Annotated in this window: 20 protein-coding genes; 18 read left to right on the top strand and 2 right to left on the bottom strand. The window is 76.2% G+C overall.

Annotated elements, in window-relative coordinates:
- Positions 1 to 210: hypothetical protein (locus tag ACYVOF_RS14965; RefSeq protein WP_460867806.1), on the bottom strand; the 210-nt coding region annotated here is incomplete at its 3' end.
- 81 nt (positions 211 to 291) lie between these two features.
- The gene (locus ACYVOF_RS14960; RefSeq protein WP_460867804.1) at positions 292 to 969 is read right to left on the bottom strand and encodes a sigma-70 family RNA polymerase sigma factor; all 678 of its coding nucleotides are present in this window, start codon (positions 967 to 969) and stop codon (positions 292 to 294) included.
- 123 nt (positions 970 to 1,092) lie between these two features.
- Between ACYVOF_RS14960 and ACYVOF_RS14955 the strand changes: the two genes are divergently transcribed.
- The 18 genes from ACYVOF_RS14955 (at position 1,093) to ccsB (ending at position 17,992) form a co-directional block, all read left to right on the top strand.
- The gene (locus tag ACYVOF_RS14955) at positions 1,093 to 1,374 is read left to right on the top strand and encodes a glutaredoxin family protein (RefSeq protein ID WP_460867820.1); all 282 of its coding nucleotides are present in this window, start codon (positions 1,093 to 1,095) and stop codon (positions 1,372 to 1,374) included.
- Between the two features lie 83 nt (positions 1,375 to 1,457).
- Complete coding sequence (locus ACYVOF_RS14950; RefSeq protein ID WP_460867801.1) at positions 1,458 to 3,050, top strand: molybdopterin-dependent oxidoreductase; 1,593 nt, start codon at positions 1,458 to 1,460, stop codon at positions 3,048 to 3,050.
- Positions 3,051 to 3,366: 316 nt separating this feature from the next.
- Positions 3,367 to 4,050 carry a fasciclin domain-containing protein gene (locus tag ACYVOF_RS14945; RefSeq protein ID WP_460867799.1) on the top strand — a complete coding sequence of 228 codons (684 nt, stop codon included), beginning with the start codon at positions 3,367 to 3,369 and terminating at the stop codon, positions 4,048 to 4,050.
- A 279-nt stretch (positions 4,051 to 4,329) separates the two neighbouring features.
- Entirely contained in the window at positions 4,330 to 5,142 is an 813-nt protein-coding gene (locus ACYVOF_RS14940) for a redox-sensing transcriptional repressor Rex (protein WP_460867798.1), read from the top strand.
- Positions 5,139 to 6,485, top strand: a complete 1,347-nt coding sequence (locus ACYVOF_RS14935; RefSeq protein ID WP_460867795.1) for a glutamyl-tRNA reductase — start codon at positions 5,139 to 5,141, stop codon at positions 6,483 to 6,485. Before ACYVOF_RS14940 ends, ACYVOF_RS14935 begins: the two co-directional genes overlap by 4 nt.
- 41 nt (positions 6,486 to 6,526) lie before the next feature.
- A complete protein-coding gene (hemC, locus tag ACYVOF_RS14930) occupies positions 6,527 to 7,561 on the top strand; it encodes a hydroxymethylbilane synthase (RefSeq protein WP_460867819.1) in 1,035 nt (344 codons plus the stop codon).
- Positions 7,558 to 9,162, top strand: a complete 1,605-nt coding sequence (locus ACYVOF_RS14925) for a bifunctional uroporphyrinogen-III C-methyltransferase/uroporphyrinogen-III synthase (RefSeq protein WP_460867792.1) — start codon at positions 7,558 to 7,560, stop codon at positions 9,160 to 9,162. Before hemC ends, ACYVOF_RS14925 begins: the two co-directional genes overlap by 4 nt.
- Positions 9,162 to 10,133, top strand: coding sequence for a porphobilinogen synthase (gene hemB / locus ACYVOF_RS14920; RefSeq protein ID WP_460867790.1), 972 nt, complete (start codon positions 9,162 to 9,164; stop codon positions 10,131 to 10,133). Before ACYVOF_RS14925 ends, hemB begins: the two co-directional genes overlap by 1 nt.
- Before the next feature lie 164 nt (positions 10,134 to 10,297).
- The gene (locus ACYVOF_RS14915; protein WP_460867788.1) at positions 10,298 to 10,510 is read left to right on the top strand and encodes a hypothetical protein; all 213 of its coding nucleotides are present in this window, start codon (positions 10,298 to 10,300) and stop codon (positions 10,508 to 10,510) included.
- A gap of 64 nt (positions 10,511 to 10,574) precedes the next feature.
- Positions 10,575 to 11,069, top strand: coding sequence for a hypothetical protein (locus ACYVOF_RS14910; protein WP_460867787.1), 495 nt, complete (start codon positions 10,575 to 10,577; stop codon positions 11,067 to 11,069).
- Entirely contained in the window at positions 11,066 to 11,542 is a 477-nt protein-coding gene (locus ACYVOF_RS14905; protein ID WP_460867786.1) for a hypothetical protein, read from the top strand. Before ACYVOF_RS14910 ends, ACYVOF_RS14905 begins: the two co-directional genes overlap by 4 nt.
- Positions 11,539 to 11,832 carry a hypothetical protein gene (locus ACYVOF_RS14900; protein ID WP_460867784.1) on the top strand — a complete coding sequence of 98 codons (294 nt, stop codon included), beginning with the start codon at positions 11,539 to 11,541 and terminating at the stop codon, positions 11,830 to 11,832. The genes ACYVOF_RS14905 and ACYVOF_RS14900 overlap by 4 nt, the downstream gene beginning before the upstream one ends.
- Positions 11,829 to 13,175, top strand: coding sequence for a glutamate-1-semialdehyde 2,1-aminomutase (gene hemL, locus ACYVOF_RS14895; protein WP_460867782.1), 1,347 nt, complete (start codon positions 11,829 to 11,831; stop codon positions 13,173 to 13,175). The genes ACYVOF_RS14900 and hemL overlap by 4 nt, the downstream gene beginning before the upstream one ends.
- The gene (locus ACYVOF_RS14890; RefSeq protein WP_460867780.1) at positions 13,175 to 13,807 is read left to right on the top strand and encodes a histidine phosphatase family protein; all 633 of its coding nucleotides are present in this window, start codon (positions 13,175 to 13,177) and stop codon (positions 13,805 to 13,807) included. Before hemL ends, ACYVOF_RS14890 begins: the two co-directional genes overlap by 1 nt.
- Entirely contained in the window at positions 13,804 to 14,424 is a 621-nt protein-coding gene (locus ACYVOF_RS14885; protein ID WP_460867777.1) for a TlpA disulfide reductase family protein, read from the top strand. The genes ACYVOF_RS14890 and ACYVOF_RS14885 overlap by 4 nt, the downstream gene beginning before the upstream one ends.
- Positions 14,421 to 15,239, top strand: a complete 819-nt coding sequence (locus ACYVOF_RS14880) for a cytochrome c biogenesis CcdA family protein (RefSeq protein ID WP_460867776.1) — start codon at positions 14,421 to 14,423, stop codon at positions 15,237 to 15,239. The genes ACYVOF_RS14885 and ACYVOF_RS14880 overlap by 4 nt, the downstream gene beginning before the upstream one ends.
- Positions 15,240 to 15,342: 103 nt before the next feature.
- A complete protein-coding gene (gene resB / locus ACYVOF_RS14875) occupies positions 15,343 to 16,998 on the top strand; it encodes a cytochrome c biogenesis protein ResB (protein WP_460867817.1) in 1,656 nt (551 codons plus the stop codon).
- A complete protein-coding gene (ccsB, locus tag ACYVOF_RS14870) occupies positions 16,982 to 17,992 on the top strand; it encodes a c-type cytochrome biogenesis protein CcsB (protein ID WP_460867774.1) in 1,011 nt (336 codons plus the stop codon). Before resB ends, ccsB begins: the two co-directional genes overlap by 17 nt.
- Positions 17,993 to 18,107: the final 115 nt, after the last annotated feature.

Here is an 18,107-nt window from a genome sequence, read left to right as displayed (position 1 = left end):
CACGGCCCCGGCCAGGGCGCGCGAGCGCATCCGCCGGCGGGAGGGCTCGGTGGGGTCGAGCAGCGGTCCGGCCTGCGCCAGAGCGCCGGCCAGGGCGGGCGCCAGCAGCTCGGCCTCGTCCCGCGCGACCGTGGCCGCCCCGCGCAGCGCGGCGTCGACCCGGGTGGGTGCGGCGTCGGGCAGCCCTATCGCCCCGCCCGCCTGCTCCACGCCCCGGCCCTCCCCGTCGACGCACCGCGCGACCACGGTGCACCAGGGACAACGACCCGCCGCGGTCGGCGTTACGCAGGGTCAGCGCAGGTCGGGCGGGAGCAGCGCGGCGAGCCGCCGCACGGCCCGGTGCTGCAGGGCCTTGACCGCGCCCTCGCGCCGGTCCATGACCACCGCCGTCTCGGCCAGCGAGAGCCCCTGCACGAAGCGCAGCACCACGCACTCGCGCTGGTCGGGGCCGAGCTGGTCGACGCACGCCAGCACGGCGCGGGCCACCGCGGCGCGGACGACCTCCGCCTCCGGACCCTCGGCCGAGCCCGGGTCGAGCATCTCGCCGCTCGTCACCTCGAGGCGGACCCGGCTCGACTTCACGTGGTCGAGCACGAGGTTGCGCGCGATGGTGACGAACCAGGCCCCGACGTCGCGGCCCTGGTAGGAGACGGTGTGCAGCCGGCGCAGCGCGCGGACGAAGGTCTCCGAGGTGATGTCCTCGGCGAGCGGACGGTCGTGCACGCGGAACAGCACGTAGCGGTGCACGACGTCGACGTAGCGGTCGTAGAGCCGGCCGAACGCGGCGGTGTCACCCTGCTGCGCCGCCCGCACCAGGGCCCAGGACTCGGCCGAGCGCGCGGCGTCCGCCGCCGCCCGGGCGTCGGCCTCGGTGCCGACAGCGACGTCGACCGCGGTGTCGGCCTCGGTGCCGACCGCGCCGTCCACCCCGGCCGCGACGGTGGGGTCGACCAGCGACGACGACACCACGGGACCCCCTCGTCCACCCCCCGCCGGTGCGGCCCGGTTGCCGGGCACCGCGGAGGTGTCGCAGATCATAGCCACACCTACTGGCCGGTAACCAAGACGATCTTGGACCGGCCCCGTGCCACCATCGAGCCCGTGACCACCCCCGGGCGAGCGCTGACCCTGCTGACCCGCGCCGGCTGCGTGGCCTGCGACGCCGCGCTGCGCGACCTCACCGCCGTCGCGGACGAGGCGGGCCTGCCGGTCGCGGTGGTCGACGTCGACGACGCCGCCGCGCGGGGCGAGCCGGGCCTGCGCGCGGAGTTCGGCGACCGGCTGCCCGTGGTGCTGCTCGACGGGGACGAGCACGGCTACTGGGACGTGGACGTGCCCCGGCTGCGCGCCGACCTCGGGCTGCCGCCGGCCTGACCCGGGCCGTCACCGGGGTCACGGTGGCGTCACGATACGTGGTCGAGGTGAACCACGGTGCGCCCGAGCGCCGAAGCACGCGCATGAGCACTCGAGAGCACCCCACGGCGTCCAGGACCGCGGCAGCACTGGCGGGACTCCTGGCCGTCGCGGCCGCGCTCGGGGTCTCCCACCTCGTCGCCGCGTTCGTCGACCCGCCGTCCTCGCCCTTCCTCGCCGTCGGCAACAGCGCCATCGACCGCACCCCGGTGGCGGTCAAGGACTTCGCGATCAGCCAGTTCGGCAGCAACGACAAGCTGGCCCTGCTGCTGGGCATGGCGGTGGTGCTGGCGATCGTCGGCGTCATCATCGGCCTGCTGGCGCGGCTGCGGCTGGTGATCGGCGTGGTGCTCGTCGCGCTGGTCGGGGTCGTCGGCCTGCTCGCCGTGCTCAACCGCCCCGACACCGCACCGGTCGGCGCCGTGTCCGCGGTGGTCGCCCTCGTGGTGGGGGTCGCCGTGCTGGTCGGCCTGCTCCGGGTGGCCCCGGCCCGGGCGCGCACCCGGGCCGCGCAGCCGACCGACGACACGGAGGGTCCGGCGCGCCGGCCGGCCACCTCGCACGGCCTGTCGCGCCGCGGGTTCCTCGGCACGTCGGCCGCCGTGGCCGTCGGGGCGGGGGCGGCCGGGTACGCCGGCCAGCTCGTCCGCGGCGACTCCGGCGTCTCGAAGTCCCGTGCCACGGTGGGCACGATCGCGGCGGCCGACCCGCTGCCCGCGCTGCCCGCCGGGGCCGACTTCACCGAGAGCGGCGGCAAGCCGTTCCTCACCCCGAACGCCGAGTTCTACCGGGTCGACACGGCGCTGTCGGTCCCCGCGATCACCGCCTCGGACTGGTCGCTGAAGATCCACGGGATGGTCGACAAGGAGATCACCGTCAACTTCGACGAGCTGGTCTCCCGTCCGCTGCTCGAGCGCCGCGTCACCTTCACCTGCGTGTCCAACGAGGTCGGCGGGGGCCTGGTCAGCACCGCGGACTGGGTGGGGGTGTCGCTGCGCGACCTGCTCGCCGAGGCCGGGGTGCAGGACGGGGCCGACCAGGTGCTCTCGACCAGCATCGACGGCTACTCCGCAGGCACCCCGCTGGCCGACGTCATGGAGGAGGGCCGCGGCGCGATGCTCGCGGTCAACATGAACGGCGAGCCGCTGCCGGCCGAGCACGGGTTCCCCGTGCGCCAGATCGTCCCCGGCATCTACGGCTACGCCAACGCCACCAAGTGGATCGTCGACATCGAGATCACGACCTTCGCCGCCAAGCAGGCCTACTGGGTGCCCCGCGGCTACGCCGAGAAGGCCCCGGTCAAGACCGGGTCGGCCATCTTCGCGCCCACCGCCTTCCAGCGCGTGCCGGGCGGCACGGTCACCGTGACCGGGGCGGCGTGGGACCAGACGGTCGGCATCAGCAAGGTCGAGGTCCGGGTCGACAGCGGCGAGTGGCAGGAGGCCCGGCTCGGGGCCGACGTCTCCGACGACACCTGGCGGATGTGGCGCGCCGACCTCGACGTGACCGAGACCGGTGTGCACCTCGCCGAGGTGCGCGCGACCAACAAGCAGGGCCAGACCCAGACGCAGGACCGCGTGCCCCCGCTGCCCGACGGCGCCACGGGGTGGCCGTCGGTGAGCTTCAGCGTCAGCTGACCCCGCCCTCGACGACCTGCCCGGCCCGGTCCCCGGGCCGGGCACGCTGCCGTCCACAGTGACCGGTGGTCCGCCTGCGGTCCACAGTGCACGGCCGTCGCGGGGTTTGCCGCAGCGCCCGCGCTGCGGCGGGTGGTTGTGCCCCTTAGGGTTCGGGCGCAGTGGGCGGACCGTTGCGCTACGTCAGCAACTGGGCGCCCGATGCAGAACCGTGATGAAGACGGGTGAACCCCTCCGGGGGTCACGTCCGAAGACGGGAAGAACGAACAGCGCGGCCCGGAGAGACCGGTGCCGCACGATCAGGAGGTACTCCGACGTGAAGAAGACCCAGCGCCTCTCGGCGGTCGGCGCGCTCGCCGCCCTGACCTTCACCATCGCCGCCTGCAGCAGCGGCGAGACCGCCTCCACCGGCGGCACCACGACCACCGCGGCGTCGGGCGGCTCGTCGTCCTCCGCGTCGGCCCCGTCCAGCAGCTCCTCGGCCCCCAGCTCCTCGGCCACCAGCGGCGTCACCACCGTGAACGACATCTTCGGCCCCGCCTGCGCCGGCGTCCCCGCCTCCGGGCCGGGCTCGGCCGGTGCGATGGTCGAGCAGCCCGTCGGCACCGCGGCGTCCACCAACCCGCTGCTGACCACGCTGACCAAGGCCGTCACCGAGGCCGGCCTCGTCGACACCCTGAACAAGGCCGACGCCGCCTACACCGTCTTCGCCCCCAGCGACGACGCCTTCGCCGCGGTGCCCTCCGCGCAGCTCGACGCCCTGCTGGCCGACAAGGCCCAGCTGACCAAGGTCCTGACCTACCACGTCATCCCGGAGCGCTACGACGCCGCCGGTCTGGTCAAGGCCGGCTCGGTCACCTCCGTCGAGGGCCAGAACGTCACCGTCACCGGCACCGCCGACGCCCCGCTGGTCAACGGCAACGCCGTCGGCTGCGGCAACATCCCGACCGCGAACGCCACCGTGTTCGTCATCGGCTCCGTGCTCATGCCCCCGGCCTGACCCACGGCTCCTGCTCCACGGCTCGACCCGCAGCGCCCCGGCACCTCGTGCCGGGGCGCTGCGCCCGTCGTGAGGTGGCCGTGACGTCGCCGTGAGGTGGTGGTGGCCCGGCTGCGACGCAGGTCACGTGCGGTGCAGGCCACTCCGCGCGACTTTGTGCGCCTGTTCACAAGCAGTTACCGTGGAGGTCACGACGCGCCCGGCCGGACCGGGCGCAGGAGGTCGCCCCCGGCACCGAGGCCGGGACGCGAGAGCCGAGTCCGCGAGGAGAGCACACGGGTGAGCCAGCAGGACCGGGCGACGGCGCCCGCGGCGACCCCCGGGCCGTCCCGGGCCGCCGGTGCGGCGCCCCGCACCGTCCCCGAGGCCACCGTGAGCCGCTTCGCCGTCTACCTGCGGGTGCTGGGGCAGCTCTCCGCCGACGACGTGGCCACGGTGTCCAGCGAGCAGCTGGCCGCGCTCGCGGGCGTCGGCTCGGCGAAGCTGCGCAAGGACCTCTCGTTCCTCGGCTCGACCGGCACCCGCGGGGTCGGCTACGACGTCGACCGGCTGCGGACGCGCCTCGAGCACACCCTCGGCGCCACCCGCCGCCGGCAGGTCGCCGTGGTCGGGGTCGGCAACCTGGGGGCAGCGCTGGCCGGCTACGACGGCTTCGGCGAGCGGGGCTTCCCCGTCGCCGCGCTGTTCGACGCCGACCCGGCCCGGGTGGGAGCGTTGGTCGGCGGGACCACCGTGCACCACGTCGACGAGCTCGCCCCGGTGTGCCACGAGCTGGGGGTGGACATCGGGGTGGTGGCCACCCCGGCCGAGTCCGCGCAGGACGCGTGCGACCGGCTCGTCGCCGCCGGCGTGCGCTGCATCCTCACCTTCGCCCCGGTGCCGCTCGCGGTGCCCGACGCGGTCGAGGTGCGCCGGGTCGACCTGGCCGCCGAGCTGCAGGTCCTGTCGTTCCACGTCGCCCGCCGCGAGGCCGGGCCCGCCCCGGCACCGCCGCCCGCCCACCCCAGCCCGCGCGCCGCCGGCGCCCGGCCCGCGGGACCGCGCCCCGCGCGGTCCACCACCAGGAGGAACGGACCGGTGATCGTGCCGTGAGCGTGCTGCTCGTGGGGATGTCGCACCGCAGCGCCCCCGTGTCCCTGCTCGAGAAGGTCGCCGTCGGCGAGGCCGACCGGCCCAAGCTGCTCGACGCGCTGCTGCGCTCGCCCAGCGTGTCCGAGGCGATGCTCGTGGCCACCTGCAACCGGGTCGAGGTCTACGCGGTCGTCGACGCGTTCCACGCCGGCCTCGCCGAGGTGGGCGAGGTCGTCGCCCGCCACGCCGGCACCGGCGTCACCGACCTCACCCCGCACCTCTACGTGCGCTACGCCGAGGCCGCGGTGGAGCACCTGTTCAGCGTCGCCTCGGGGCTCGACTCGATGGTCGTCGGCGAGCAGCAGGTGCTCGGCCAGATCCGCACCGCCTACGCGGCCTCGGACGCGGCCTCCGCGGCGGGGCGCACCACCCACGAGCTGGCCCAGACCGCGCTCCGGGTGGGCAAGCGGGTGCACAGCGAGACCGGCATCGACCGCGCCGGGGCGTCGGTGGTCTCGGTCGGGCTCGACCGCGCCGCCGCCGCGCTGGGCGGCCTGGCCGGGCGCCGCGCCGCCGTCCTCGGCGCCGGGGCCATGGGCGGCCTCGCCGTCGCCCACCTGCAGCGCGCGGGCGTCGCCGGGATCGCGGTGCTCAACCGCACCCCGCAGCGCGCGGCCCGGCTGGCCGAGACGGCCGCGCAGGGCGGGGTCGCCGCCACTGCGCACGGCCTCGCCGACCTCGCCGACGTGCTGGCCGACGTCGACGTCCTCGTCAGCTGCACCGGCGCGGTCGGCTCCGTGCTCACCATCGCCGACGCGCACACCGCGCTGGCCCGCCGGGACCCGTCCCGCGGCCCGCTGGTGCTCTGCGACCTCGGCCTGCCGCGCGACGTCGAGCCCGCCGTGGCCGCCCTGCCGGGCGTGGTGCTCGTCGACCTCGCCTCGCTGCAGCGCGACCCCGCCACGACCGCCGCGGCCGCGGACACCGCCGCGGCCCGCGACATCGTGGCCGGCGAGCTGGCCGGGTACCTGGCCGCGCAGCGCTCCGCCGAGGTGACCCCCACGGTGACCGCCCTGCGCCAGCGCGCCGCCGAGGTCGTCGACACCGAGCTGCTGCGGCTGGACTCGCGGCTGCCCGACCTCGACGGCGAGGAGCGCGACGAGGTCGCCCGCACCGTGCGTCGCGTCGTCGACAAGCTGCTGCACGCCCCCACGGTCCGGGTCAAGCAGCTCGCCGCCGCGCCGGGCGGGGACTCCTACGCCGAGGCGCTGCGCGAGCTGTTCCAGCTCGGCCCGGGAGCGGCCCACGCCGTCGCCGCGCCCACCGAGACCGTGCCGGACCCGGGCACCGGGGGACCGTCGTGACCGGCCCCGTGACCAGCGCCGGCCCCGGCGCCGACGCACCGGTGCTGCGCATCGGCACCCGCGGCAGCGCGCTCGCGCTGACCCAGGCGGGCACGGTGCGCGACGCGCTCATCGCCGCGGGCACCCCGGCCGAGCTGGTCGTGGTGCGCACGGCCGGCGACGAGTCGTCGCGCCCGGTGGCCGAGATCGGGGTGGGCGTGTTCACCACCGCGCTGCGCGACGCCCTGGCCGCGGGCCACGTCGACGCCGCGGTGCACTCCTACAAGGACCTGCCCACCGCCCCGGACCCCCGGCTCGTCATCGCCGCGGTGCCGCAGCGCCAGGACACCCGCGACGCGCTGGTGGCCCGCGACGGCCTGGTGCTCGGCGAGCTGCCGCCCGGCTCGCGGGTGGGCACCTCGGCCCCGCGCCGGGTCGCCCAGATCCTCGCCCTCGGGCTGGGCCTGGAGCTGGTCCCGCTGCGCGGCAACATCGACACCCGGCTGGCCGCTGTGCACCCCGGCGGGCTCGACGCCGTCGTCCTCGCCCGCGCCGGACTGGCCCGCCTGGGCCGGCTCGACGTGGTGACCGAGTCGCTGGAGCCGGTGCAGGTGCTGCCCGCCCCCGCGCAGGGGGCGCTGGCCGTGGAGTGCCGGGCCGACGACGACGCCGTCCGGGCTGCGCTGAGCGGTTTGGACGACGCCCCGAGCCGTGCGACCGTGGACGCGGAGCGCGCCCTGCTCGCGACGCTGGAGGCCGGGTGCACCGCACCGGTCGGCGCGCTGGCCGAGGTGGTGGAGTCGCTCGACGACGACGGTGCGGTCGTCGAGGAGCTCTCGCTGCGGGGCTGCGCCGCGGCGCTCGACGGGTCGGACGTCGTCCGCGCCTCGGCCGTCGGGCCGCTGGCCGACGCCGCCGTCCTGGGCCGGGCCGTCGCCGCGGACCTGCTCGACCAGGGGGCGGCGCAGCTGATGGCCGCACCCGCCGCGCCCGAGACCCGCACCGAGACCAGTCCCACCGCCCCACCGGACACCGCGCACCACGACGGACCGGAGCCGCACACCCGCACTGCTGAGTCACTGGAGACCAAGCCATGAGCCGAGCCCGCAAGACGACCCCCGGCCGCGTCCTGTTCGTCGGGTCCGGGCCCGGTGACCCGAGCCTGCTGACCGTGCGCGCCCGGGCGCTGCTCGCCGCGGCCACCCACGTGGTGACCGACCCCGACGTCGCCTCCGAGGTGCTCGACCTCGTCGGCACCGCCACCGGTGAGGCGTCCGCGCCGCGGGCCACCGACCCCCGCTCGGCCCCCGAGGCCGCTGCGGCCGTCGAGGTGGTGCCCGCCGTCGGCGAGCCCGCCGAGGTGGCCAAGTCGCTCGTGGCGCAGGCCAAGCAGGGCCACGACGTGGTCCGCCTCGTCGCGGGCGACCCGCTGACCGCGGACGCCGTCGTGGCCGAGACCCTCGCCGTGGCGCGGACCTCGGTGGTCTTCGAGGTGGTGCCGGGCCTCTCCGCCGCCACCGCCGTGCCCAGCTACGCCGGCATCGCCGTCGGCTCGCGGCACACCGAGGTCGACGTGCGCGGCGAGGTCGACTGGGCCGCGCTGGCCGCCGCCCCCGGGCCGCTCGTGCTGCACGCCACGCCCGCCCACCTCGCCGCGGCCGCCGCCGCGCTCGTCGAGCACGGCCTGTCCGCCTCGACGCCCGTCGCGGTCACCGGCGCGGGCACCACCTGCTCGCAGCGCACCGTCGACGCCACCCTGGGCACCGCCGCCGACGCGGCGACCGAGCTCGCCGGCCCCCTGGTGGTCACCGTCGGCAAGGTCGTCACCCAGCGGGCGCGGCTGTCGTGGTGGGAGAACCGCGCCCTCTACGGCTGGCGCGTGCTGGTGCCGCGCACCAAGGACCAGGCCGGCGCCACCAGCGAGCAGCTGCGCGGGCACGGCGCGGTGCCCGTCGAGGTGCCCACCATCGCCGTCGAGCCGCCGCGCAGCCCCGCCCAGATGGAGCGGGCCGTGAAGGGCCTCGTCGACGGCCGCTACCAGTGGGTGGTGTTCACCTCCACCAACGCGGTGCGCGCCGTGTGGGAGAAGTTCGCCGAGTTCGGCCTCGACGCCCGCGCCTTCTCCGGGGTGAAGATCGCCTGCGTGGGCGAGGCCACCGCGGCCAAGGTCCGCAGCTTCGGCATCACCCCCGAGCTGGTGCCCTCCGGCGAGCAGTCGAGCCTGGGCCTGCTGGCCGACTTCCCGCCCCACGACGACGTGTTCGACCCCGTCGACCGCGTCCTGCTGCCCCGGGCCGACATCGCCACCGAGACCCTGGCCGAGGGCCTGCGCGAGCGCGGCTGGGAGATCGACGACGTCACCGCCTACCGCACCGTGCGCGCGGCCCCGCCGGCCGCGGAGACCCGCGAGATGATCAAGACCGGCGGGTTCGACGCGGTGCTGTTCACCTCGTCCTCCACGGTGCGCAACCTCGTCGGCATCGCCGGCAAGCCGCACGCGCGCACCATCGTGGCCTGCATCGGGCCCAAGACGGCCGAGACGGCGCTGGAGTTCGGCCTGCGCATCGACGTGCAGCCGGAGAGCGCCGACGTGCCCGCGCTGGTCGAGGCGCTCGCCGAGCACGCGTCGCGGCTCCGCGCCGAGGGTGCGCTGCCCCCGCCGCGCAAGAAGGTCCGCCGCCCCGTGGCGCGCGCCTGATGTTCCCCGCCGACCGGCCGCGCCGGCTGCGCCAGAGCCCCGCGGTCCGGCGGCTGGTGGCCGAGACCAGCCTCGAGCCGCGCCACCTGGTGCTGCCCGTGTTCGTGGCCGAGGGCCTGGCCGAGCCGCGCCCGATCAGCTCGCTGCCCGGCGTCGTCCAGCACACCGAGGACTCGCTGCGCCGGGCCGCCGCGGAGTCGGTGGCGGCGGGGGTCGGCGGCATCATGCTGTTCGGCGTGCCCGAGGTCCACGACGCCACCGGCACCGGGGCGACCGACCCGGACGGGGTGCTGAACCGGGCGCTGCGCGCGGTGCGCGCCGAGGTGGGCGACGACAGCGTCGTCATGGCCGACACGTGCCTCGACGAGTTCACCGACCACGGCCACTGCGGGGTGCTGGCCGACGACGGATCGGTGGACAACGACGCCACCCTGGTGCGCTACGTCGACATGGCCGTGGCCCAGGCCGAGGCCGGCGCCCACGTCGTCGGCCCCAGCGGGATGATGGACGGCCAGGTGGGGGCGATCCGCACCGGCCTCGACGCCGCCGGGCACGCGGAGACCATCGTGCTGGCCTACGCGGCCAAGTACGCCTCGGCGTTCTACGGCCCGTTCCGCGAGGCCGTCGGGTCCACCCTGCGCGGGGACCGCAAGACCTACCAGCAGGACCCGGCCAACCGCCGCGAGTCCCGCCGCGAGGTCGCCCTCGACGTCGCCGAGGGTGCCGACCTGGTCATGGTCAAGCCCGCGATGGCCTACCTCGACGTGCTCCGCGAGACGGCCGACAGCTCGCCCGTCCCGGTCGCGGCCTACCAGGTTTCGGGGGAGTACGCGATGATCTGCGCCGCCGCCGAGCGGGGCTGGATCGACCTCGACCGCACCGTGCTGGAGACGCTGACCGGCATCCGGCGCGCCGGGGCCGACGTGGTGCTCACCTACTGGGCCACCACCGTCGCGCAGCGGCTGAGGTAGCACCGTCGCGCAGCGGCTGAGGTAGCACCGTCGCGCAGCGGCTGAGGTAGCACCGTCGCGCAGCGGCTGCGGTAGAGCCGGCAGCACCGCGCGCAGCGGTGGCGGCCCCGCGCTAGCGTGAGACACCCGCCACAGCCGGCGCGGCCAGCACCCCGGAGGAACCGATGTCGTCGACCACCCAGAAGATGTCCCCGTCGGCCGAGATCCGGCACAACGTCAAGCCGTCGCACCACACGACGCCCCGCACCGTCGTGGGCGCGCCGGTGAACCTGGCCGCGTTCGCCGGCGTCCTGGCCGTGTGCGTGCTGCCCGTGGCCGGCGTGCTCGCCGACCCGCGCAGCCGCGAGCTCGTCCGCACGGTGTGGCCCAAGTTCTAGGACGCGGCCGGCGGGCGGTCGGGGCGAGGTGCCCCGCCGCCCCCGGGTGGGCCACCATGGAGCGGTGAGCCCCGACGCACGCCCCGCCCCCCAGGACGGTGCGCCGCGCCCCCGCGCGGTCGCCGTCGCCTTCTGGGCGTGGGTGGTGGTGGGGGTGGGGCTGGTCCTCATCGGGATGTACCTGGTCACCGGGGCGCTGTCGCTGGACCCCGCGTCCCTGGCTGGGCGCGGCCTCACCGGCGACCAGGTGACGGCGGTCCGCCGTGGCCTGGGCACGTTCGGGGTCATCGCCGCCCTGGTCGGCCTGGCCGTCGGGTTCCTCGGCTCCCGGGTCCGCGACGGCGACCCGCGGGCGCGCCGCGCCCAGGTCGCCCTCTCCCTGGTGTTCACCTTCGTCGCCGTGGCGCAGACCGTGCTCGGCCTCGTCGGCATCCTCGTGCTCCCGCTGGCCCTGGTGCTGCTCGGCTGCGTCGTCGCCGTCACCCGGCCGTCGGTGTCGTCGTGGTTCCACGGTGACGGCCCCCGCTCCCGCCCCGCCGCCGGGGGGAGCGCCGCGTGAGCGGGTCGATGGCCGGGACCGCGCTGCGGTGGTCCGAGCCGGGGGCGCGCTGGCGCTCGGTGGCCTGGGGCCCCGCCTTCGCCCTCGTCGGCCTCGTCCTCGAGCCGGCCACCGGCGCCACCCCGCACCCGTGGCTGTGGCTCGCCGTGGCCGTGCTCCTCGGCGGGCTGACCGCCCTGCAGGTCTCGGCGGCCCGCACCCACACCGGGGTGGCCCTGACCGACCGGGTGCTGCGGCAGGGCCGGGCCGAGCTGGCCGTCGCCGAGATCGCCCGGGTGCACGGCCCGTCCGCCCGCACCGCGTTCGACGACCCCTTCCAGCCCTGGGAGTGCGCCCCCGCGCTCGGCGGGCCCACCGTGCCGCGCGGGCGCACCGGGGTCGGGCTCGACCTCACCGACGGCCGGGTGGTGCAGGCGTGGGCGCGCGACGACGCCGGCCTGCGCGCGGCGCTGCGCGAGCTGGTGCCCGCGTGAGCCGCGTGCGGGCGGTCCTGGAGCTCGCGGCCGCGGTGGTCCTGGGCGTGGTCGCGGTGCTGGCCTGGCTGCGCGGGGTGCGCACCAGCGACTTCCCGACCGCGGCGGGCCCGACCCCCGTCGCGGGCACGTTCTACTCCGGGCCCTGGGTGCTGCTCGCCCTGGTGGCCGGGGGAGCGGCCGCCCTGCTGCTGCTCCGGGTCGTCGCCGGGGCCGTGGCGGGTGTCTCAGCCCGGCCGCGGCCCTCCGCCCGGCCGCACTCCGCGGAACTGGGACACTGGGAGGCGTGAGCACCTCCCCCACCGTCCGGCCCGGCGACGACGAGGCCCTGGCGCCGGCGTCCGCCGCCCTCTTCGAGCGTGCCCGCCGGGTGATACCCGGCGGCGTCAACTCACCCGTCCGCGCGTTCTCCGCGGTCGGCGGCACGCCGCGGTTCATGGTCTCCGCCACCGGCCCCTGGATGACCGACGCCGACGGGCAGCGCTACGTCGACCTCATCAGCTCCTGGGGCCCCATGATCCTGGGCCACGCCCACCCCGCCGTGGTCGACGCGGTGCGCTCCGCGGCCACCCACGGGCTCAGCTTCGGCACCCCCACCGAGGGCGAGGTCGCGCTGGCCGAGGAGATCATCGGCCGGGTCGACCCCGTGGCCGAGGTGCGGCTGGTCAACTCCGGCACCGAGGCCTGCATGAGCGCGATCCGGCTGGCCCGCGGGTTCACCGGGCGCAGCGTGGTGGTCAAGTTCGCCGGCTGCTACCACGGCCACGTCGACGCGCTGCTCGCCCAGGCCGGCTCGGGCGTGGCCACCCTCGGCCTGCCCACCAGCCCCGGGGTGACCGGGGCGCAGGCCGCCGACACCGTCGTGGTGCCCTACAACGACCTCGACGCCCTGCGGGAGGTGTTCGCCGCCCGCGGTCCCGAGATCGCCTGCGTCATCACCGAGGCGGCCGCCGGCAACATGGGCGCGGTGCCGCCGCGGCCCGGCTTCAACGAGGGCCTGCGCGAGCTGTGCACCGCGCACGGGGCGCTGCTCATCATGGACGAGGTGATGACGGGCTTCCGGGTCTCGGCCGCGGGCTGGTACGGCCTCGACGGCGTCGCCGGCGACCTCTACACCTTCGGCAAGGTCATGTCCGGCGGGCTGCCCGCCGCCGCGTTCGGCGGCCGCGCCGACGTCATGGCCCACCTGGCCCCCGCCGGGCCCGTCTACCAGGCGGGCACGCTGAGCGGGAACCCCGTCGCGGTGGCGGCCGGGCTGGCCACGCTGCGCGCCGCCGACGCGGACGTCTACGCCGCGCTGGACCGCAACGCCGCCCGGCTCGGGGGCCTGCTGCACGACGCGCTGGCCGCGGAGGGCGTCGAGCACCGGGTGCAGCACGCCGGGTCGATGGTCAGCGTCTTCTTCGCCGACGCCCCGGTGCACGACTACGCCGGGGCGCGCGCCGCCGCCACGTGGCGCTTCCCCGCCTTCTTCCACGCGCTGCTCTCCCGCGGGGTCTACGCCCCGCCGAGCGCCTTCGAGGCGTGGTTCGTCTCCGCCGCGCTCGACGAGGAGGCCTTCGGCGTCATCGCCGACGCGCTGCCCCACGCCGCCCGCGCCGCCGCGGCCGCCCAGCCCCCCGCGGGCGCCTGATGGCCGCGCGGACCGTGGTCCACGTGCTGCGCCACGGCGAGGTCCACAACCCCGACGGGATCCTCTACGGCCGCCTGCCCGGCTTCCGGCTCTCCGAGACCGGCCAGGCGCAGGCGCGCGCGGTGGCGGGCGAGCTCGCCGACCACGACGTGACCCACGTCGTCGCCTCCCCGCTGCAGCGCGCGCAGGAGACGGCCGCACCGCTGGCCGTCTCCCACGGCCTCGAGGTCGCCACCGACGACCGGCTCGTCGAGGCGGGCAACGACTTCGAGGGGCTGCGGGTGGCCGTGGGCGACGGCGCGCTGAGCCGGCCGCGGCACTGGGCCAAGCTGCGCGACCCGTTCACCCCGTCCTGGGGCGAGCCCTACTTCCAGATCGCGCACCGCATGCTGGCCGCGGTGCACGCCGCCCGGGAGGTCGCCGCCGGCCACGAGGCGGTGTGCGTCAGCCACCAGCTGCCGGTGTGGACGCTGCGCCGCTTCGTGCAGGGCGAGCGGCTGTGGCACGACCCGCGCAGCCGGCAGTGCGGCCTGGCCTCGCTGACCAGCCTGGTGTTCGACGGCACCTCCATCGTCGACGTCGTCTACTCCGAGCCGGCGGGGGCCAGCGACCCCCGCGTCACGGGCGCATGAGCAGGGTCGCGGCGCTCCTCGCCGCCCTCGCCGCGACGGTGCTGCTCGCCGCGGGCTGCGCCACCGGCTCCGACGCCGTGGCCCAGGGCGGCACCTTCGACTTCGTCTCCCCGGGCGGGCAGACCACGATCCGCTACGACCCGCCCTCGTCGCGCGGCACCATCGGCGACCTCGGCGGTCCCGAGCTGCTCACCGACCAGCCGGTCGCCATCAGCGACTTCCCCGACCAGGTGGTCGTGATCAACCTGTGGGGCCAGTGGTGCGCCCCTTGCCGGGCCGAGGCGCCGGACCTCGAGCAGGTCTACGAGGCGTCCAAAGACCGCGGCGTGGCCTTCCTCGGGGTCAACGTCCGGGACCCGCAGCGGGACAAGGCGCAGGACTTCGTCCGCAGCCGCGGCATCTCCTACCCCTCGGTCTACGACCCGACGCTGCGCAGCCTGCTCGCGCTCGGCGGCAGCTACCCGACCAGCGTCATCCCCTCGACCATCGTGCTCGACCGCCAGCACCGGGTGGCGGCGGTGTTCCTCACCTCGCTGCTCGCCTCCGACCTGCAGCCGGTCGTCGACCAGCTGGCCGCCGAGTCCCCGGCGCCCCCCACCGGCACGGCGCCGTCGTGAGCGTGCTCGCCGCGGGGGTGGGGGAGAGCTTCCAGGCCACGGCGGCCTCGGGGCCGCTGCTGCTGGCGCTGGGCGCGTGCCTCGTCGCGGGGGCGGTGTCCTTCGCCTCGCCGTGCGTGGTCCCGCTCGTCCCCGGCTACCTCTCCTACCTCGCGGGGGTGGTCGGCGCGGAGGCGCCCGAGGTCGTCCCGGCCGCGGGCGGCACCGCCACCCGCACCCGGGCGCGCGGGCGCTGGCGGGTGGCCGGTGCGGCGGGCCTGTTCGTCGCCGGGTTCACCGTGGTGTTCACGCTGGCCACGGTGTCGGTGTTCGGCCTCATCGCCGCGCTGCGGCTCAACACCGAGGTGCTGCAGCGGGTCGGCGGCGTGGTCACCATCGTGATGGGGCTGGTGTTCGTCGGCCTCGTCCCCGCGCTGCAGCGCGACACCCGCCCCGAGCCGCGCCGCGTGCCGACCCTGTGGGGTGCACCGCTGCTGGGGGCGGTGTTCGGCCTCGGCTGGACCCCGTGCCTGGGCCCGACCCTGGCCGGCGTGCTGAGCGTGGCCGCGGGCACCGAGGGCACCACCGCGCTGCGCGGGGTCGTCCTCGTCGTCGCCTACTGCCTCGGCCTGGGCCTGCCCTTCGTGCTGCTCGCCCTCGGCTCGGCCCGGGCGCTGCGCAGCGTGTCCTGGCTGCGGCGCCACTCCCGCCGCGTGCAGGTCGTCGGCGGGGTCCTGCTGGTCCTGGTCGGCGTCGCGCTGCTGACCGGGATGTGGGGCGAGCTGGTCGGCTACCTGCGCGACGGGCCCGTCTCCTCGGTGGTGCTGCCGGTGTGACGAGACCCGCAGCCCCACCACACGCCGACCGCACCGGGGGAGAGGACCCTGGAGGCGTGACACCGCCGTCCACGCCGACCCCGGGCGGGTGCGCCCCGTGACGATGACCGAGGAGCGCCCCGCCGGCGGGGCGCCGCAGACCCCGCGGCGGCCCTCGCCGCTGCGCCGGGTGCTGGCGCTGGTGCGCAACGCCTGGCGCGGCCTGGTGAGCATGCGCACCGCGCTGGTCCTGCTGTTCCTGCTCGCGCTCGCCTCGATCCCGGGGGCGCTGCTGCCCCAGCGCAGCCTCAACGCCCAGAAGGTCGACGACTACGTCTCCCGGCACACCGTGCTGGGCCCGGTCTTCGCCCGCGTGGGCCTGTTCGAGGTGTTCGCCAGCCCCTGGTTCGCCGCCATCTACGTGCTGCTGTTCATCTCCCTCATCGGCTGCCTGCTGCCCCGGCTCGTCGAGCACGCCCGCGCGCTGCGGGCCCGGCCCGTGGCCGCGCCGCGCAACCTCGGCCGGCTGCCCCACCACCACACGACGACGGTGGACGCCGACGTCGACGAGGTCGCCGCCCGCGTCGCGCACGGCCTGCGGCGGTGGCGCACCGCCACCACCCGGGGCGCCGACGGCAGCGTCGTCGTCTCCGCCGAGCGCGGCTACCTGCGCGAGCTGGGCAACCTCGTCTTCCACTTCTCCCTGGTCGGTCTGCTCGTCGGCATCGCCGTGGGCAAGCTGTTCGGCTACGAGGGCCAGGTGGTGGTGATCGCCGACGGGCAGGGCTTCTGCAACACGTCCACCTCGGCCTACGACGCCTTCCGGGCGGGTCTCGAGGTCGACGGCACCGGGCTCGAGCCGTTCTGCGTGCGGGTCGACGACTTCTCCGCCGACTACCTGCCGACGGGGCAGGCCGCGGAGTTCCTCTCCCGGATCGACTACCAGCACGGCGCCGACCTGGCCACGGACACCTGGCGGCCCTACGACCTCAAGGTCAACGACCCGCTGCGCATCGGGGGCGACCGCGTCTACCTGCTCGGGCACGGCTACGCCCCGCAGTTCACCGTCACGTTCCCCAACGGCGAGAGCCGCACCGAGGCGCTGCAGTTCCGGCCCGTGGAGGGCACCACGCTGCTCTCCGACGGCACCCTGCGGATCGACCCGCCGGCCGGGCTCTACCCGACGGAGGACGCGCGGCGGGCCAACCAGATCGCCATCACCGGCCTGTTCGCCCCCACCGCCAACCTCGACGGGACCCTGCTGACGTCGTCCTTCCCGGCGCCGAACGACCCGGCCGTGGCGGTCGACGTCTACCGGGGCGACACGGGCCTGGACACCGGCACCCCGCAGAACATCTACGCCCTCGACCCGACGCTGGCCGAGTCCGGGCGGCTGGTCAAGCAGGCGCGGGTCAACCTCAAGCCGGGGGAGTCGACCACCCTCGACGACGGCACCCAGGTCCGCTTCGACCAGGCCCAGCAGTGGGTGTCGCTGCAGACCTCCCACGACCCCGGCCAGGTCTACGTCCTGCTGTTCGCGGTGACGATGACGGCCGGTCTGCTCGGCTCGCTGCTGGTCAAGCGGCGCCGGGTGTGGGTGCGCCTGGCCCCGGACCCCGCCCGGCCGGACGGTGCGAGCGGTCGTACCGTGGTGGAGCTGGGTGGGCTCGCCCGCACCGACCAGGCCGGCTGGGGCGAGGAGTTCGACGCCCTGACCACGAGACTGCTCAGCCCCGCCGATGACGACGCAGGAGATGCCGCGCATGCCGATCGACCCTGACCTCTCGCGCTACAGCGACCTGGCCTTCGGCTCGGCGCTGGTCGTCTACGTCCTGGCCCTGGGCCTGCTGCTGGCCGAGTTCGCGGGCCTGCGCACCCGGGTGACGGCAGCGGCGGGCCGGACGAGCGAGCTGGTCGGCGCGTCCCGCGGCACCACCGCGGCGGCGGGCCCCGGCTCCACCCCGGCACGCCCGGCCGGCCCCGGCCGGGTCGTCGTCGAGCAGGGCCGTCCGCTGGCCGAGCGGCTGGGCCGCACCGGCATCGCCCTGACCGGGGTGGGCCTGGCGCTGGCGGTGGCGTCGCTGGTGCTGCGCGGGCTGTCCGCCGGCCGCGTCCCCTGGGGCAACATGTACGAGTTCACCGCGCTGGTGTGCGCGGTGACGGTGGCGGCCTGGCTGGTGGTGCTGCGACGCTGGCAGGTGCGCCCGCTGACGGTGTTCGTGCTGCTGCCCGTCGTCGTGCTCATGTTCGTGGCGGGCACGGTCCTCTACGCGCGCAGCGCCCCCGTGGTCCCCGCGCTGCGCAGCTACTGGCTGGCCATCCACGTGTCAGTGATCGCGACCGCGAGCGGCGTGCTGCTGGTCTCCGGCGTCGCGTCGGCGATGTTCCTGCTGCGGACCCGCTTCCCCGAGGGCAGCGAGCCCACGTCCCGGCTGGGGCTCGTCGCGGCCCGGCTGCCGGGGGCGACCCTGCTCGACCGCGTCGCCTACCGCACCGCCATCTTCGGCTTCCCGCTGTTCACCGCCGGGGTCATCCTCGGCGCGATCTGGGCCGAGGCCGCCTGGGGCCGCTTCTGGGGCTGGGACCCCAAGGAGGTCGCGGCCTTCGTCACCTGGGTGGTCTACGCGGCCTACCTGCACGCCCGCGCGACCGCGGGCTGGCGCAACGGCGGGGCGGCGTGGGTGAACATCGCGGGCGCCGTCGTCATCGTGTTCAACCTGTTCGTCATCAACATGGTCGTCTCCGGCCTGCACTCCTACGCCGGGCTGAACTGATCCCCTGCCCGTCCCCGCGTTCGGCGGGCGGGCGCGGGGGCGCCCACTAGGCTCGCCCCGACCGACGCACGGTCGACGAGGGGAGAGCACGGTGACCGCACGCCACTCCGGGCCC

This window comes from Rhodococcus aerolatus, assembly GCF_054783215.1.
Note: the sequence above shows the minus strand (reverse complement) of the source record. Positions and strands in the feature narration are given on the sequence as shown.

Excerpts from the sequence above, each read along its gene's own strand:
- ACYVOF_RS14950 (WP_460867801.1), top strand. The coding sequence starts at position 1,458 with ATGAGCACTCGAGAGCACCCCACGGCGTCCAGGACCGCGGCAGCACTG.
- ccsB (WP_460867774.1), top strand. The coding sequence starts at position 16,982 with ATGCCGATCGACCCTGACCTCTCGCGCTACAGCGACCTGGCCTTCGGC.
- resB (WP_460867817.1), top strand. The coding sequence starts at position 15,343 with ATGACCGAGGAGCGCCCCGCCGGCGGGGCGCCGCAGACCCCGCGGCGG.
- ACYVOF_RS14925 (WP_460867792.1), top strand. The coding sequence starts at position 7,558 with ATGAGCCGAGCCCGCAAGACGACCCCCGGCCGCGTCCTGTTCGTCGGG.
- ACYVOF_RS14885 (WP_460867777.1), top strand. The coding sequence starts at position 13,804 with ATGAGCAGGGTCGCGGCGCTCCTCGCCGCCCTCGCCGCGACGGTGCTG.
- ACYVOF_RS14915 (WP_460867788.1), top strand. The coding sequence starts at position 10,298 with ATGTCGTCGACCACCCAGAAGATGTCCCCGTCGGCCGAGATCCGGCAC.
- hemB (WP_460867790.1), top strand. The coding sequence starts at position 9,162 with ATGTTCCCCGCCGACCGGCCGCGCCGGCTGCGCCAGAGCCCCGCGGTC.
- ACYVOF_RS14890 (WP_460867780.1), top strand. The coding sequence starts at position 13,175 with ATGGCCGCGCGGACCGTGGTCCACGTGCTGCGCCACGGCGAGGTCCAC.